The sequence below is a fragment of the Synechocystis sp. FACHB-383 genome, assembly GCF_014698605.1.
Classification (GTDB): domain Bacteria; phylum Cyanobacteriota; class Cyanobacteriia; order Cyanobacteriales; family Microcystaceae; genus Synechocystis; species Synechocystis salina.
In genome coordinates, this window is sequence record NZ_JACJTJ010000023.1 from 87,405 (window position 1) to 103,014 (window position 15,610).

Sequence of the window (15,610 nt, forward strand, 5' to 3'; positions counted from 1 at the left end):
TCAAGGTTGGTGGAGCTTGCCTTGACCAAGGGGGTCTGATTCTGTCTATGCCATTGACCTTGATGCGGTCGTTAACTCTAGACATTACTTTTCCCACTGAAAATGCTCCCCACCCCCAGCCATTGTGCTAACTATTTTTGTCCGTCCATTGTTCATCTATGACATCTTCCTTGCCCTCGTCTACCCAGCATCGGTTGCAGCAATTACCACAGATTCCGAGTGTCTGGGAAGGCGATCGCCGCCCGTTTAATGGGGGGGCCTTGGGGGAAAGGGAAGACGGGGAGCCAGGGGAATGCATTCTCTGGGTGGATGGTACCGAGGGATTAGTGCGTTCCATGGATATCATTCCTGAAACCTCCGGTATGGAAACCGTGGTCCGTACCCTAATCCGGGCCATGGAGATGCCCCGATCGCCAGCGCCCCCCTGTCGGCCCAAAAAAATTGTTGTCCGCAACCGGGAGCTACAGTTTTTACTGCGGGGTATTCTCCAGGGTTTGAATATCAATGTGGAATACCAAGCCCAACTGCCCCTAATTGATGAACTTTTTCGCACCTTTGACAGCATTGATGACCGTCGCCCGGACCCTGTTCCCCCACCGTTCGATGCCCCCCTCAAAAAGTTAGCTCGGGAAATTTGGCATTTAGCCCCCTGGGAAGTGTTGACTGACTTGGACATTATTGCTATCCAAATCCCAACCCTAGAGGATGTGCCGCCGCTCTACGCCTGTGTGATGGGGATGTTGGGGGAAGAATATGGCATCATCCTCTATCGTTCCCTGGAATCCCTGAAAAACTTTCGGGAAATGGCCATGGGGGAGGAAGATAACCAGTCTTTAGAACAGGTTTTTCTCTCCCAGGACTGCTGGTTTATTAATTATGAAGCCGGTGACCAGGGGGAAACCATGCCCAAGGAAAACCCCCTGTTTTTCTCTGCCAGCCAGGATGGCCAGGCCATGGCCATTTTTGGTAGTATCCATCCCCTAGAAGGTATTCGTCCCTTTATTGACGAAGGGGAAGCCTTAGCTATCTACTGTGCCCTGGAAGGGTTGGCCCATTTTGTCAAAGCCCACCACGCCGATTTTGAAGCGGAGAATTTGGAGCTAATCACCAAAGAGGTGCAGGTCAAACACCCCCTCAAACCCAAGGTCGCCAAGGAGCAGTTACTGGTACGACTGTCCACTCAACCGGATCTAACAGCGGAATTTTTAGCGCAACTGGGCTTTGATGAGGAAGACGAAGAAGACGACGATGACCTGTTAGAAGATGATTTGATTCCCGACAATTCCTATATGAGCTTGGGCATGGTGCCCTGGGAGTTAGTGCACAGTCTCCGTTCTTCCCCCATGGTTCATTACCAAGCTGGTGAGTTTCGCCAAAAGGGGGACGGGATGCCAGTGTTGATGATTCAAACTAGCCGCCCCAAAGCCAAAGATTTGATTCGTCGCCTCCAGCAAGAGGGAGAAATCGCCGGACTGGGTTTTAATGTGGGGCGAGACCCCTGGACGGAAACTAAATATGATCTGGGCATCCTCAAAACCGGCCGGGATAAATTATTTCTCTTTGGGGAATTTCTCCTTGACGCCCCGGCCCACCGCCAGGCGAAAAAGAATTGGGAGCGTCGTTGTCGGGATACCAAGGGTTATTGTGCGGTGCTGATTGCCATGGGGGTAACGGGACAATCCAAGGGCAGGCCGGAACTGCGCCATATGTTGGGTTATTTTGAAACCCGCTTCCTCACGCCCCAAGAGTTGGGATTGGGACCCCTGCGTTTGTCCCTGGGGGTGGACCTAGACTTCTAGGGATTTTGTAAACTTTTATTAAAAGAGTGCCGCTATGACTACCCAGAAATCCAGTCTCACCTATGTGCTCGGGGCGACGGTGGCGGCGATCGCCATTGTGGTGGGGGGAGGGCTTTTTCTCTACTCAAGGGTGAACCGGGGTCAGGGTTTAACTCCCCAGACTGGAGCCCAAGTACTCCCCTCGGACACCATGATGGCGGGGTTTGTGGAAACTGATCAGCAACGGTGGTTGGCCCTGGGTAAATTCCAGGCTTTTGCTCCGGAGCAATGGGGAGATGCGTTACAGGAAAATTTACTCGCCAGCGGTGACATTAACTATGCCCAGGACATCCAACCCTGGCTGGGCAATGTGATGATGGCCATGGTGCCGATGGCAGGGGAAGCAGATCAAACCGACCTATTGCTGGTGGTGGGGGTTAAGGATAAAACCAAAGCACTGCAATTCTTTCAAAAGTTAGCGGCGCAATGGCAGTCGCCTCCCCAGGAGTTGGAGTATGAGGGGGTGAAACTCTGGGAGGCAGTGACAGGTAAGGGAGAAACCATTAGCTATGCCTTGGTGGACGAAAAGTTGGTGGTGGCGTCCCAAACCAGCACCATTGAAACGGCGATCGCCACGACCCAACAGGGCAATTCCCTGGCGGCAGCGTCCCAGGACCGGGGGTTATGGGAAAAGACTGCCAGCTTAAACAATCCCATCGCCACATTTTATGTGCTGGATTACGGTCAACTACTGACGGCCATGGCAACCCAGTCCGGCGAAAACTTGCCACCGGAGACCTTAGAACAATTAGCCCAAATTGAGTCTGTGGTGATGGGGGTGGGCGTCGCAGAGCAAGGATTACACTTCCAGGCGATCGCCAATTTGGCCCCTGGAGCGCCGATGGACTTTCCCCCCAGTGATAATCGCATCCTAGAAAGGGTGCCCGCAGATGCTCTGATGGCCCTCAATGGCGCTGATATTAAGGGACGTTGGCAACAGTTGGTCAGTCAAGGAGAGACCATTGCCCCCCTGGGGACGACAGTGAAGGAAATACGCCGCACTTTTACCGCGGAAACTGCCTTGGATTTGGACAATGATGTGTTTGGTTGGATGGACGGGGAATTTGCGCTGGGTATGGTTCCAGCTCGGGGAGGCATGTTGGGGGACTTTGGCGTTGGCGGTTTAATTCTGTTGGAAACAGGCGATCGCCAGACAGCGGAAAATACCATTACCCAATTAGAGAACCTAGTCCGGCGGGAATTGCCCCCGGGTATGGACTCCCGTCAAGAGGAGGTACAGGGGGTGAAAATTACCCTTTGGGATAGCCCCGATCAAAGAACAGCAATGGGCTATGGCTGGTTAGATGAAGATGTCTTCCTGCTCACCATTGGTTTTGCCCCCGATCCCCTAGTGGACCTTCCTAGGGACGATTCCCTCGCCGCTGGAGAGACTTTTGCAGAGGTTACCTCTGCTTTGCCCCAGCGCAACCATGGTTATTTTTACGTTAATTTCGAGGAGGTCTGGCCCTTGTTTGGGGCTCTGTCCGGAGCTACGGCAGAAGTGCCACCAGAAGCCCAATCGATTTTAGAGGGTATCACCGGCTTAGCTATAACCACCAGTAATGTTGATGGGGAAACGGGACAGGTGGACTTGATGGTGTTGCTTAAAACTGCGCCGGAGCAATAGTTTCTACCCGGGCAACCGGAGGAGACGAAATCACTACCCTTCCCCCGGTTTGTTTAACGGTTCGACGAGTTGGCTGAAAGCCCTTGGCCACATTTTAAGGCGGCCCCAGTAATGCGGGCTTTGGTCTAAGTTCTGCCCAAACTTGGGTGGTCCAAGGAGCTCGACAACGCTACTTCTTCTACAGACTGTTTAACCAGCCAATGACACCGTGCCCTGTGACCACTTCCATAATTAGGAGGGAGGCAAAACCGATCATGGCAAAACGACCATTCATTTTTTCGGCGTATTTAGTCCAACCCGCTTGTACGGAAGAGTCGACGTAAACTTCTGGTTCAATGGCAAAGTTGTTGAGACGGTTGTCCTGATCCAAGCGGAAGCCACGGGTGGTCATAATTGGATTACTCCTAATAAAAACTTATGTTAACTATTGTAACACTTTTTTAAGGAATGTAACAATGACCCCTTCTTCCCATGCCACTGCAGTCCAACAGGCGATCGCCGATCAACTGCTAGAAATGATTCTCCAGTCCCAGGATTTACATAATGTTTATCGACTGGTGGTGGAGGGATTGCAGCGGGGCCTAGGGGTAGACCGAGTGTTGCTGGTGCAGAATGCGGTGTTCCCGAACCTTCAATCTCGCCTCGTGGCCCAGGCTACCGCTCCCGACAGGGGCATTGTGCAGTTAGATGAACCCTGTATGGATTGTCGTTGGCTCCATTTACTAGGGCAATTTCCTCAACACGGCCTGTGGACAGTGGGGGGGCAGGGAGATAAATTTGTTGAACTAGAACCAGTACAGGAAGAATTTTGTCGGACCCTGGGGATTAAAAGTCTATTGCATTTACCCTTGAGGATTAACGATCGCCATTGGGGAGTCCTCAGCCTCCAATACCTCCGCCAAGCCAGACTCTGGCCCATTGGAGACCAACAATTTGCCCAGCGCATTGCCCATTTATTCTGTTTGGGTTTGATGAAAACGGAGCTTTGGATTCATTGCCAGAACCATAAAAATGCTTTGCAGACTGTGGTGGCCGATGGCCAAGCCCAAAAGGAAACCTACCTTAAATCCGCCCAGCGGGAACGGGCGATCGCCGATGTGATCGATAAAATTCGCTTTACCCTTGATCTACGCTCCCTGTTTCAAACCACAGTGACAGAGGTGGGAAATTTGTTGGCAGCAGACCGGGTGGTCATTATTAAGATTAGGCAGAATAAAAATTTTTCCTGGGGAGAAATTCAGGCAGAAACCCAGGCGGACGAAAAGCTCTGCCCTGTGCCCCCAAAGGAAAAAGTGCCTTTGTCCACCCAATGGATTGACCATTTTGCCAAGGGATTAATTTTGGCCATGGATGACACCGGCGACCAGGGAGCGGATTTTGCTACATCCATGTTGGGATTACCCAAGGCTAATTTGGTGGTGCCCCTCTTTTCTGGCGATCGCCTCTGGGGGGTGTTGTCGGTGCACCAATATGGGGAGTCCCGAGCGTGGGAAAGTTCGGAGATTGAGTTTACCCTGAAAATCGCCCTCAACTTAGGGGTGGCATTGCAACAAGCAGAATTATTAACCGAATCCCAACGGCGATCGACTGCGCTCCAAAGTGCCCTGGGGGAAGTGGAAGCCCAAAAGGATTATCTCGCTCGCATTGCAGAGGAAGAACGGGCCCTCACCAGGGTGATTGAAGGCATTCGCCGGACGTTGGAGTTACAGACTATTTTCCGAGCCACCAGCGACGAAGTGCGCCATTTACTCAGTTGCGACCGGGTGTTGGTTTATCGTTTTAACCCAGACTGGAGCGGGGAATTTATCCATGAGTCCGTAGCTCAAATGTGGGAACCCCTGCTAGATGCCAACAATAATTTTCCCCTTTGGCAAGATACCTATCTCCAGGAAACCCAGGGGGGGCGCTATCGCCAGCATGAGAGTTTAGCAGTGGGCGATGTGGAAACAGCGGGTTTTAGTGATTGTCATTTGGCCAATTTGCGCCAGTTTGAAATTCGTGCTTTTGTGACGGTGCCGGTGTTTGTGGGGGAACAACTCTGGGGACTGTTGGGGGCCTATCAAAATGGGGCTCCCCGCCATTGGCAAGCGAGGGAAATCCATCTACTCCACCAAATTTCCAATCAGTTAGGCGTAGCAGTGTACCAAGCCCAGTTGTTAGCCCGCTTCCAGGAGCAGTCCAAAACCATGGAAAATACCCTGGCTGACCTGACGGCGATCGTTGATAATCTGGCCGATGGCCTATTAGTGATTGATCTGTTTGGTCGCATTACCCGCTATAACCCGGCTTTGTTGGCCATGTTTGATCTGGAAGGTCTGGAACTATTGGGCGCGGGGGTAGATGCCTATTTTCCCGCCACTTTGAATCAGTTGTTGGCTAAACCGGAAAGACAAGAGCAACAGGTGGTCACCGCCGATGTGGCATTAAGTCAGGGTCGCCAAGGACAAGCGTTGATCACTAGCATTACTTCCAATGAAGATGGATGTAAATATTCCCAATGCCTAGGGGCGGTGATTATGATCCGGGACGTGACCCATGAACGGGAAGTGGAACGGATGAAAACCGATTTTTTGGCCACAGTGTCCCACGAGTTACGCACTCCCTTAACTTCAATTTTGGGTTTTGCCACGGTCATTCAGGATAAGTTGCAGCGGGTGATTATCCCAGAGTTGGATCTGGCCCAGCCTCACCTTGGCAAGGCCACGGAACGGGTGATGCGGAATTTGGCCATCATTGAGTCGGAGGCCCACCGTCTCACTGCGTTGATCAACGATGTGCTAGACATTGCCAAAATGGAAGCAGGACAGGAATCATGGGAGGCAAATCCCTGTGCCATTGGCCCCATCGTTGAGCGGGCGATCGCCACCCTGACTCCCCAAGCCCAGGGAAAAAATATTAGTTTGCAGGGGGAACTGGAACCGGATTTACCTAATTTTATCGGGGACGAAAACCGGATTTTGCAGGTGGTGCTTAATTTACTCTCCAATGCGGTCAAATTCACCGCCGATGGCCTAATCATCGCCCGTAGCCACCGCCACCAAGATTATCTCTGGGTGGAGATTATCGACCATGGCCCCGGTATCCATCTGGCGGATCAAGCCAAAATTTTTGAGCCCTTTCAGCAAGGGGGGGACGTACTCACCGACAAACCCCAGGGCACTGGCTTGGGCTTACCCATCTGCAAGAAAATTGTTGAACACCACGGCGGCACCATCGGCGTCCATAGCAGTCTGGGGCAGGGCAGTACTTTCTATTTTTCCTTGCCTATCCCGGTTCCTGATGTAGAAACTTCCCCGGTTGTCTGAGGCTGGTTTAAGGTTATTTTTCCTCTGGTGTCCACGGCCAGCAACGGCGATCGCCTAAGTTTAAGGTATGGTTGATCATGGTAGTTTAACCAAGGCCGGCCTTTTTCCAGCCTGCATTATCTATGCAAGATTTTGGCGCAGTATTCCACAACCAAGTGCTTCTGATTTCCCTGGCAGCCTGTTTTTTGGCCCAGGGCATCAAGGCGATCGTGGAAATTTTCCGCAACGGTAAAATTAATCTCCGTTCCCTGGTTTCTACCGGAGGAATGCCCAGTGCCCATTCTGCGTTGGTGGGAGCCCTGGCCACCGGGGTTGGCTTGCAGAAAGGGTGGGGCAGTAACGAGTTTGCCATTGCTTGTCTATTTGCCGTCATTGTCATGTACGATGCGGCGGGGGTCAGACAGGCCGCCGGTAAACAAGCCCGTATTCTCAATCAATTAATTGATGAATTGTTTCAGGAAGACCAAAGCCTCACGGAGGAGCGGCTAAAGGAACTACTGGGGCACACTCCGGTACAGGTTTTTGCCGGTTTAGCATTGGGCATTGCCATCGCCTTTTTCGCCGTGCCGGTGCAGTGAAGGATGTGAAAATATTGGGCATTAACGAAGCTTTCTGAGAGCGGAGATTAGGAGATTAAATTCATGGAAATTATCCTTTTACTGGCCACTATTTTGATCATTGGCTTGGTACTAAGCTGGTTTTTTAAGGTGACAACGGCAACCATTAAAAATGGAGTCATTATTATCATTATCTTGGTGGTGCTTTATCTCGTGTTTAAGATTACTCCCGCTCAGGTGTGGGAGCAGATGCAACAAATTTTCCAGGGCAAACGATAGAAAGTTACCCCCCTATAAAGCTGAGTTCGAGAAGAAAGAAAAGTAGGAAAAAAACTGAAGGTTAAGAGGATGTGTGAAAAGCAATTGGATGATAGGGATTAAGCTAAGCGCTTGAGTAGAACGCGAATTGATGCCAGATATAACAAAGCTGACCCTGACTGAGAAAAATGGAAAAATCCCACATCGAGATGAATCATTGTTGCTGTATCCACCGATTGAGAATCCACCACCCCATAGCTGGGTGAGTGGGTGGGTGAGAGGGGATCGCTCATGACCAGTGCTGCGTTCCCACTGATGGAGGGTTTGATTAATGCATTCGAGGGTGCCATCATCACGCCACTGACGGAAGTAGTGGTAAACGGTTTTCCACTTGGGAAAATCATGGGGGAGTAAACGCCAAGCAATCCCTCCCATGGGGATGTACAGGAGAGCGTTGACTACTTGCCGCAAGTCTGTGGAGCGAGGACATCCCCCAGGTTTCCCTGGAGCAAACAGAGGGGCAATCAGAGAGCACTGGTCATCACTGAGGTCGGTGCCGGTAGGATGTAACGATATTTTTTGGTCTAGAAATTTTAGTACTTCTACAGACTGAATTTCTCTTTTTTTTTCGCCATACTCTTCTCAGACATCCTCTAATAGAAAGGAGCTTAGTTTTCTTGTGGAATATCGTAAATTATGAGCTTTCAGCACCTTAGTTATTGATGGATGATTAGATTTGTTTAAATTGTACGATATTCAAAACAAATAGAGATGGAGAAATTAGCCAAGGCTAGAAATGGAAACTAGCAGAAAGAAAGGGCCCATTAAAAGATTCCGAAAAGCCAAAGGCATTGCTGCCCGTACCTGTTTGATAATTAAGTTGATAGAAACGATAGGCCAATTGCAAAGAAATATTTTCCCTGACCCACCAATCCATACCAAAAAATAAATTCCAACTGTAATTAGTGTCTCCTGATAGACCAAAACCTGAAACATCACCTCGAAACCAAAGGGTAATTGGATCAGATAACTGTAAACCTAGTTTTCCACCGATGAGGGGATCAAGCCAAACTTTTCCTGCCTGAAGAGTATTTTGGGTCGTACCTTCAATATTGACTAGACTACTAGAAATGCTGTAGTTAATCGTATTTTCAAGTTGCAGATTAACACTGTTCAGACGCACTCCTAAAATGGGCTGGAACCAGAAACGGGGAAATTCTTTTCCAGAGGGTTCTTTAGGCAACCCCGCGGGGGGAGAATCACCGAAGTTATAACTAATAGCAAAGTCATAAATCCCTTGGTTAAATTGAAGACTACTGTCAATATTATTGTTAATTTGTTGCGGTTCCCGATTATCTTGAAAATTTTGAACTTTGTTTATATCTTCAATTTGTTGATCAATTAATTGTTTATCTTGTTCAATGGTGGATTGCAATGTCCGTAGCGATTCACTATCTTCAATTTGCTGTAATTCTTGAACTTTTTGACCCGCTTCTTCTAAGACTGCTCTAGTTTGCTGTAGGTTTTGCTGAACTTGATCTAGGCTAGGAATGGTGCCAATATTTTGAATTTGTTGCTGTAGATCTCGTAATTGTTCCTGATTCTTGGCAATGGCACTATTGAGGGCGATCGCCTTTTTGAATCCTTGATCTACTTCGAGGGGGACGTTGAGGGATTGAACCTCTTGAATGTTTGTGGATAAAGTTTCTAGTTTCCGACCATCTTGAGCTAAGGTTTCCGTAAAAGATTTAAAATCAGATGCTAAAGTTTCTAGGGATTGGGCATCTTTTGCTAGGGTCACCTGGAGGTCATTTACTTCTCTTTCAAAGTTTTGTAGGGTTTCACTAGCTTTCAGTTCCTCTTGTCCTTGCAAGACTTGCACTTGCTGATCTAAAAGGTTCGCAACTTCCTGGATATTGCTGTTAATGCCTTTAGTTAAAAAATAGTCCACCGTATTAATTGGACTAGGAGTACGGGTATTTGTTCTCTGAACACTACCCGCTCCCTGTAAATTGGCATAGTAACCATCGATGATAAATCCCCAGTTTCCTTTCCAGGCTTCCACACGACCACTCGCCGCTACGTTGAGGTATTGCAACAATTCTCCCAGTCCCAAGCGGTAATTAACGGTCTCTCCTTTAACGGTAGCACTGCCATAAGTACTAATAGGAATAGTGGCGTAGGGTTGAAAGACAAATCTCCATTTATCACTATCTTCTACGGTCTGAACTTGTAAGGGATCAAGAACTTCAGAGGAGTCGGGGACAGTTTCAGGCGGGGGGATAAACTCCTGAGAAATTAGGGTATTTGGTTGGGAAGATAGAATTTCTAAATCCGAAGCACAGGAACTCGTCGGAGCCGGTAAGGGCTGCTCTTCCTCCAAACTGGATTCGGTCGGTGTAATGAAGTTTGATGTCGGCACAACTTCATTACAGGAACTAACCAATTTTGCTTCTGGGGCTATTGAAGATAACGAAACAGGATTGGCAAGCACTTTTGGGGTAAATAAACCAGAAGTTCCCAGCAAAAAACCTTGAATGATTAGGATTAATTTGATAGGATTTTTCAGTTGTTTTAACACGGCGATCACTCCTCTTATTTTTCAGATATATTACTTGATTTTTGATAATTCAGGCATAATTTGGCTAGTAAAAATATCAATTACCCCTGTAACCATAAATTGAACCCCGATCGCCGCAACAAATAAGCCCATGACCCGTTGAGTAATACTCAGTCCAATATTACCTAAAAGTCGTTGTAATGATTTACCTGAAGCGAGAACAAGGAAAACCAGAAAAGTCACAAAAGCGGTCACAGGAATGAGTTCAAAAGCGGTCCCTTTATGAATTTTCTCCGCTTCACTGGCGTAAAGAATTACATTAGCAATAACCCCTGGCCCCACTAATAAGGGCATGGCCATGGGAATCACAATTTGACTGTAAACTGATTTTGCTTCAATTAGATTACTTTTCTTGTCTTCTTGCTTATCAGAAAGAGAGTCTGTTGTATTTGTTCCCTTTCCGTTCACGATATTGATACCGATGATTAAGAGAAGTATGCCCCCCGCAATCCGAAAGGAATTTAGGGTCACACCAAAAAAATTAAGCATCGGTGTCCCTACGAGCATAAAGATCACTAACAAACCTAGAACCGTCAGAGAGACAAAAAAAGCAACAATCCGTTGGACTTCTTTGGTTTCACGGGCAGTGTAACTGATAAAAATAGGTAGCATGCCTAAGGCATTCAAGAGAGCAAATAGGGTGATTCCAAAGTTTCTTAAAAATGAAAAATCCATAATCTGAAAATTCAAATAAAATTTAGACAGAAAATATTGGTAATCCCCAAATAAGTATTCTACCTAAGGGAAAAGCTAGAAACTTATCTTCAAGAGAAATTAATGCTCACAATTGTTCCTGGTTAAAAGGCGATCGCCCAGAGAAAGTCCCCCGTGCGGCAGTGGGGTTAATCCAGGGGAAATCGAGCGTTGGGGGTGTTTCAGTGCCTGTGCTAGGCAACCTTGGCGGGAAATTTTTTCCCAATCCCGGCCGAAAAAGGATGAGCATCGCTAGTTGTCAGTGGAATGCCCGGTCTAAGAATGTGTTTTAAAAGTTTTAGGCAAGCCTTCGGAGCATGAGGTTAACCATAGCCACATAGAGCATTGCCTAACTAGTTGTAGGTTGTAGGTAAATATTTATAATCCTTGCTCAAACGACGATAGCGACCAAACCAAGCTAAGGTATGTTCAACAACCCAACATCGTGGCAAAACCTCAAAGCCCTTTTGTCCCTCTTTAGTGGAGGCACAGGCTGATATTGCACTCGAGGAGTCGGTTAGGACAGTTTAAGCGATTGAGAACGTTTGAACGTTAAGTTTGAGAATTGTCCTAACCAAACCTTTGGCTGTCATAGACCTCACTTTCCACTTCAGAGGAGTACCGTTTATGGTTGGGACTAGATCTCCTCGGCGTCCTCGGGTGTCGCAACGGACGTAAACAGGACACTCTTCGCTGCTCCTAAGGCTTCAGTTAAAAACAGCGATGGTTGAGCTTCTTGAGCCATTTGCTCAATCTGTTGTTTGAGCTGGGCGACCTTGCGGAGGTTTTGCGCTGCCAGGTTTGTTTCCTCTGAGGGGTCTTGAGCCAGGTTAAACAGCTCAACCCGGGAGGGCAACGCCACCTTCCACACGAGCTTCCAATCACCCTCATGGACAGCCGCGCGAAAGGGTTCAACCTCAAAGCCGACGGCATCACGCTCTACAACTTTGCCCTCTGCCAGGGCGGGCCATATGTTTAACCCATCGAGCGGTTTCGTCGGATCGGGTGATGCACCCGCGAGACTGGCAAGGGTCGGATACCAATCGATAATGTGCATAGGTTGATCAGTTGCCGAACCGGGTTCGATCTGTCCCGGCCAGTTGGCGAGGGCCACCACGCGAGTCCCCCCTTCATATAGCGAACCCTTGCCTTCGCGGAAAATGCCGTTATCAGCCGGAATAGAGCCGCCAGAGGTATCCACTTCCCCCGTCACCGCAGCGGAACGAGGGCCACCATTGTCGCTTTGGAACACAATCAACGTGTTGTCGCGCATGCCCTGCCGCTCTAACGCCTCTACCACCTGCCCAATCTGTTCGTCCATGACGGTAATCATGGCCGCATAAGCCCGACGGCTCGGATCCGCGATGTTGGCATATTGCTCAAGCGCTTCTTCCGGTGCCTGATAGGGAGCATGGGGAGCGGTAAAGGCTAGATAGAGGAATAGGGGCGTCTCTGGATCGTGTTCCTCAATCAGCTTGACCGCATCCTGCCCGAGTAGGGTAGTGACATAGCCTTCTTCTTCGACCAGTTCGTTGTTGCGATACCAATCCACGACGCCGTGGGCAGAATGGGTAAAGTAGTCGATTTCGCCCAGAATGGGGCCGTAGTGATAGTCAAACCCCCGCTGCAAAGGCCAGTATCGGCGATCGGCATGCCCCAGGTGCCACTTGCCCACCAGGGCAGTCTCGTAGCCGACCTCCTTGAGCGCCTGAGGCAACAGCCATTCATCAGTCGCCAGCCCGTAGGTGCCAGCAGAGGGAATCACAACCGTTTGCAACCCATAACGGAAGGGATAGCGCCCCGTCATCAGGGCCGCTCTTGAGGGAGTGCACCAGGGATGGGCATGGTATTTTTCAAGAAGGATTCCCGTTTGGGCGAGGCGATCGAGGTTGGGGGTCTGAATATCTGAGCCATGAAACCCGACATCTTTCCACCCCTGGTCGTCGGCCATGATGTAAACGATGTTGGGGCGAGGGGGTTGCTGGGCGATCGCCGCTGGCGACCACCAGCGATACATTCCTAACACAACTGCCACGAGAAAGGCCATAGCAAAGCCCAAAGCTTTTACGTTGCGCATTATTTCCGTTCCTATGCGTCATTTTGAGATGAGTTATGGCCAGCCGGCAATCGCACAACACCTTGCGGCATAATTGATTTCAGAGTTGACCATAAACCTCCACAATATGCCGCTGCAAAATGAATGACTATCTAAAAATCGCAAGTTTGCAGCAGCAAAGGATTAAAAAACTTAAAGGATTTCAATTGAAAAATATGATTTCAGCACTGGCTTCGGTATCAAGTTGGACATTACTTTGACAAGATATGAAACCGCTGAAAAGTCGGATTGCTGAACTGCCGAACAACCTTGCCTCAAGTAGTGCAAAGTACTATCTATTCAAAGATATTGATGAATTAGCGTTTTTTTTGCCTGAAGATGTCTGCCTGACTCCCTTAGAGCGTGAACCGTTTAAGTGTGAATCAGTGGCCCTTAATTTAGGAGCCGTTCAGTTTAATTTCAATTATGTCAACCGAAACCTGCATGCCTTTGGCGATAAGCAGAGGGATTTTTTGACTTTTGCCATGATTCTCAAGGGTAAAGGTCAGCAGGGAATTGAAAATAGACGACTGGTGACCGAGGACTATTTGTTTGGCTTTGACCCTGAACGTAAGGCGGATCTGGTCTTTCCGGGGGGATGTTTATACTGTGCTGTTTATATCCGACCAGATGTGTTTGAAGCGTGTATCCAAACTTTGGATCGGCCAGATTTAGATGCCAGTTTCTTGGCGGAAAACTATGTCCATATGCCAGAGTCTTTTCCGTGCTTACGTGCCTACTTAGAGCAGCTTTATGAATTGTTAATCCAGAGATCACCACTATTGCTAAAGCCAGGTTTTCAACGGATCGTTTTAGAAGATTTTCTGCTGTTATTTGTGACGTCCTTACCTGCTCAAAGAAGCTACAAAATTGCTGGTACATTCTTCCGCCGATCACACTTGGTTAAGAAGGCTGATGAATATATGCGATCACACCTCGACCAACCGCTAACGCTCACTGACCTTTGCGAAGCGCTAGACACCAGTAGCCGCGCCCTCTGCTACGGCTTTCAAGAACTGTTTGGCAGAAGTCCAATTGCTTATTTGAAAATCTTGCGATTGCAAGGGGTTTATCGAGCTTTAAAGGTTGCTAATCCAAACCAAGAAACTGTGACTGAAATTGCAACTTTGTTCGGCTTTTACCACTTAGGATACTTTGCCCGCGACTATAAACAAATGTTTGGTGAGCTACCTTCAGTAACCTTGAAGCGAGGTAATTATCCCTCTTTCATCAGACTGAGGGAGTTAGAATGGAGGTAAAAGGCTGAAAAGCCCGGAGGGAGTATGACAAGGACAAGAGAGGCGAAAAAGACAGTACAGTGTGTAGACATATATAGTGAACTGTATAAAGATATATTTCCAGAAGTGAGAGCTTATGAGTCATTTAAATATATTATTGTGGGAATATTAAGTGATATAAAAAGAAAGAGTTTGCCAGCAATAGTATCATCATTAGGACTGCAAAATCAGCAGGGAATACTGCATTTCATAACAGATTCTCCTTGGGAGTCAAAAGAATTATAAAAAAGAAGGTTGAATATCATCTTAGGAGTTCTAGAAGGAAGAGAAATCATAGTCATAATAGACAAAACAGGAGACTTCAAAAAAGGAAAAACAACAGATTATGTAAAAAGACAATATAGCATTTTTCACATAAATGAGGTAAGAGTTTGTGTCCGACTGGTGTAGTCAAAAGGAGAGTCACAATAACAACAATGAACGAACCAGTTATGAATGTCCACGAGAGTGAGAGCCTCCAAAGCAATTCCGACAGCTTGCTTGGGTTCTGAGTAGGTTCGAGGCTCTAAAGTCTTCAAGATTTGCTTAATTTTAGACCAACAATTTTCAATAGGAGAAAAATCAGGAGAATAAGGTGGAAGAAAGATTAAATGAGCGCCAGCTTTTTCAATAAGTGGACGAATATATTTTTCTTGGTGAATTTTAGCATTATCTAAAATTACGTAAGCACCTTTCCAAAGAACGGGGACTAAAATATTGGCAATAAACGCTTCAAACTGAATTCCTTTTGTCGCACCTAAAACTTGAACTAAAGCTAGCAATCCTTTTAATGCTAAAGCGGCAATCATAGATACCTACATTCCGCAGGCTCTACCAATAGTTACTAAATTTTCGGGAAAACACTACAGATATAGCAAAGGACGAGATAGTTAGGACAGTTCTCGCAACGCTATATCCAATGCAGAAATCAGCGATTCTCCATTACTAACAAGTTGGGAAACATAACGTTTTAGTCTCGCCCAGAACTTCTCAATTTTGTTCAAGTCTGGTGAATATGGTGGTAAAAATATAACCTCACACCCAGCTTTTGCTAGCAATGCCTTTATTCTTTCTTTCGGATGGAAGCTTGCATTATCCATGATGAGTATCTGACCTGGTATTAACTCTGGTAATAACATTTCTTCTATCCCAGAAGTGTTGAACGATAGTTATAAAGAAGGAAAAAGCCCTTTAAAATGATAGAATAAAGGGCAGAAACATTAAAATAATTGAAGCAATGATATCAAATTTTGGACATATTGTCAAAACTCATCTATCTAATTTTCCTAAAGATGACTACCCAGTGTTAGACACATTTAAGTTTGTGAGTATCTGGTTAG

General features: G+C 47.5%; 13 protein-coding genes and 4 pseudogenes. 8 read left to right on the top strand and 9 right to left on the bottom strand.

All coding sequences use genetic code 11. The features are described from left to right. Nucleotides 1-158: 158 nt before the first annotated feature. A complete protein-coding gene (locus H6G45_RS05490; RefSeq protein ID WP_242018062.1) occupies nt 159-1,799 on the top strand; it encodes a hypothetical protein in 1,641 nt (546 codons plus the stop codon). A 34-nt stretch (nt 1,800-1,833) separates the two neighbouring features. After that, the gene (locus H6G45_RS05495; RefSeq protein WP_190597369.1) at nt 1,834-3,465 is read left to right on the top strand and encodes a DUF3352 domain-containing protein; all 1,632 of its coding nucleotides are present in this window, start codon (nt 1,834-1,836) and stop codon (nt 3,463-3,465) included. A 178-nt stretch (nt 3,466-3,643) separates the two neighbouring features. On the opposite strand, the gene H6G45_RS05500 is transcribed toward H6G45_RS05495, so the two are convergent. Further along, complete coding sequence (locus H6G45_RS05500; RefSeq protein ID WP_010871838.1) at nt 3,644-3,856, bottom strand: chlorophyll a/b-binding protein; 213 nt, start codon at nt 3,854-3,856, stop codon at nt 3,644-3,646. Nucleotides 3,857-3,920: 64 nt separating this feature from the next. On the opposite strand from H6G45_RS05500, the gene H6G45_RS05505 reads away from it, so the two are divergent. From H6G45_RS05505 to H6G45_RS05515, 3 genes are all read left to right on the top strand, one after another. After that, nucleotides 3,921-6,770 (top strand): GAF domain-containing protein, encoded by a 2,850-nt coding sequence (locus tag H6G45_RS05505; RefSeq protein ID WP_242018063.1) that lies wholly within the window; start codon nt 3,921-3,923, stop codon nt 6,768-6,770. Nucleotides 6,771-6,892: 122 nt separating this feature from the next. Continuing rightward, on the top strand, nt 6,893-7,348 hold the full coding sequence (locus H6G45_RS05510; RefSeq protein ID WP_190597373.1) for a divergent PAP2 family protein: 456 nt from the start codon (nt 6,893-6,895) through the stop codon (nt 7,346-7,348). Between the two features lie 63 nt (nt 7,349-7,411). Continuing rightward, nucleotides 7,412-7,606: a hypothetical protein gene (locus H6G45_RS05515; RefSeq protein ID WP_190597375.1), complete on the top strand. Its 195-nt coding sequence runs from the start codon at nt 7,412-7,414 to the stop codon at nt 7,604-7,606. 98 nt (nt 7,607-7,704) lie between these two features. On the opposite strand, the gene H6G45_RS19470 is transcribed toward H6G45_RS05515, so the two are convergent. Continuing rightward, complete coding sequence (locus H6G45_RS19470) at nt 7,705-7,878, bottom strand: hypothetical protein (protein WP_242018064.1); 174 nt, start codon at nt 7,876-7,878, stop codon at nt 7,705-7,707. Between H6G45_RS19470 and H6G45_RS19795 the strand changes: the two genes are divergently transcribed. Further along, nucleotides 7,877-7,999 carry a hypothetical protein gene (locus tag H6G45_RS19795; protein WP_277922707.1) on the top strand — a complete coding sequence of 41 codons (123 nt, stop codon included), beginning with the start codon at nt 7,877-7,879 and terminating at the stop codon, nt 7,997-7,999. The two genes, H6G45_RS19470 and H6G45_RS19795, sit on opposite strands and share 2 nt — an antisense overlap. On the opposite strand, the pseudogene H6G45_RS19950 reads toward H6G45_RS19795, so the two are convergent. From H6G45_RS19950 to H6G45_RS05540, 5 genes and pseudogenes are all read right to left on the bottom strand, one after another. Next, a pseudogene (locus H6G45_RS19950) lies at nt 7,976-8,200 on the bottom strand (transposase); the annotation flags it as partial. The gene H6G45_RS19795 and the pseudogene H6G45_RS19950 overlap by 24 nt on opposite strands. A gap of 175 nt (nt 8,201-8,375) precedes the next feature. Further along, nucleotides 8,376-10,166 carry a hypothetical protein gene (locus H6G45_RS05525; protein ID WP_190597377.1) on the bottom strand — a complete coding sequence of 597 codons (1,791 nt, stop codon included), beginning with the start codon at nt 10,164-10,166 and terminating at the stop codon, nt 8,376-8,378. 30 nt (nt 10,167-10,196) lie between these two features. Beyond that, nucleotides 10,197-10,880 carry a MarC family protein gene (locus H6G45_RS05530; RefSeq protein WP_190597379.1) on the bottom strand — a complete coding sequence of 228 codons (684 nt, stop codon included), beginning with the start codon at nt 10,878-10,880 and terminating at the stop codon, nt 10,197-10,199. A gap of 367 nt (nt 10,881-11,247) precedes the next feature. Further along, nucleotides 11,248-11,374, bottom strand: a pseudogene (locus tag H6G45_RS05535) (IS5/IS1182 family transposase); the annotation flags it as partial. A 161-nt stretch (nt 11,375-11,535) separates the two neighbouring features. Then, complete coding sequence (locus tag H6G45_RS05540) at nt 11,536-12,975, bottom strand: arylsulfatase (RefSeq protein WP_190597381.1); 1,440 nt, start codon at nt 12,973-12,975, stop codon at nt 11,536-11,538. Nucleotides 12,976-13,220: 245 nt separating this feature from the next. Here H6G45_RS05540 and H6G45_RS05545 point away from each other — a divergent pair, with 245 nt between their 5' ends. Continuing rightward, nucleotides 13,221-14,252: a helix-turn-helix domain-containing protein gene (locus H6G45_RS05545; RefSeq protein WP_190597383.1), complete on the top strand. Its 1,032-nt coding sequence runs from the start codon at nt 13,221-13,223 to the stop codon at nt 14,250-14,252. A gap of 389 nt (nt 14,253-14,641) precedes the next feature. Here the strand turns inward: H6G45_RS05545 and H6G45_RS05550 are convergent, their stop codons facing one another. Together H6G45_RS05550 and H6G45_RS19480 are read right to left on the bottom strand one after the other, a co-directional pair. Continuing rightward, entirely contained in the window at nt 14,642-15,079 is a 438-nt protein-coding gene (locus H6G45_RS05550; protein WP_190597385.1) for a transposase, read from the bottom strand. Nucleotides 15,080-15,160: 81 nt separating this feature from the next. Beyond that, a pseudogene (locus H6G45_RS19480) lies at nt 15,161-15,379 on the bottom strand (transposase); the annotation flags it as partial. A gap of 128 nt (nt 15,380-15,507) precedes the next feature. On the opposite strand from H6G45_RS19480, the pseudogene H6G45_RS05560 reads away from it, so the two are divergent. After that, nucleotides 15,508-15,610 (top strand): annotated as a pseudogene (locus tag H6G45_RS05560) (IS4 family transposase); the annotation flags it as partial.

Coding starts and splice junctions, on each gene's coding strand:
- H6G45_RS05500 (WP_010871838.1), bottom strand. CDS start 3,856: ATGACCACCCGTGGCTTCCGCTTGGATCAGGACAACCGTCTCAACAAC.
- H6G45_RS05505 (WP_242018063.1), top strand. CDS start 3,921: ATGACCCCTTCTTCCCATGCCACTGCAGTCCAACAGGCGATCGCCGAT.
- H6G45_RS19470 (WP_242018064.1), bottom strand. CDS start 7,878: ATGAGCGATCCCCTCTCACCCACCCACTCACCCAGCTATGGGGTGGTG.
- H6G45_RS19795 (WP_277922707.1), top strand. CDS start 7,877: ATGACCAGTGCTGCGTTCCCACTGATGGAGGGTTTGATTAATGCATTC.
- H6G45_RS05550 (WP_190597385.1), bottom strand. CDS start 15,079: ATGATTGCCGCTTTAGCATTAAAAGGATTGCTAGCTTTAGTTCAAGTT.
- H6G45_RS05495 (WP_190597369.1), top strand. CDS start 1,834: ATGACTACCCAGAAATCCAGTCTCACCTATGTGCTCGGGGCGACGGTG.
- H6G45_RS05510 (WP_190597373.1), top strand. CDS start 6,893: ATGCAAGATTTTGGCGCAGTATTCCACAACCAAGTGCTTCTGATTTCC.
- H6G45_RS05540 (WP_190597381.1), bottom strand. CDS start 12,975: ATGCGCAACGTAAAAGCTTTGGGCTTTGCTATGGCCTTTCTCGTGGCA.
- H6G45_RS05490 (WP_242018062.1), top strand. CDS start 159: ATGACATCTTCCTTGCCCTCGTCTACCCAGCATCGGTTGCAGCAATTA.
- H6G45_RS05515 (WP_190597375.1), top strand. CDS start 7,412: ATGGAAATTATCCTTTTACTGGCCACTATTTTGATCATTGGCTTGGTA.
- H6G45_RS05545 (WP_190597383.1), top strand. CDS start 13,221: ATGAAACCGCTGAAAAGTCGGATTGCTGAACTGCCGAACAACCTTGCC.
- H6G45_RS05530 (WP_190597379.1), bottom strand. CDS start 10,880: ATGGATTTTTCATTTTTAAGAAACTTTGGAATCACCCTATTTGCTCTC.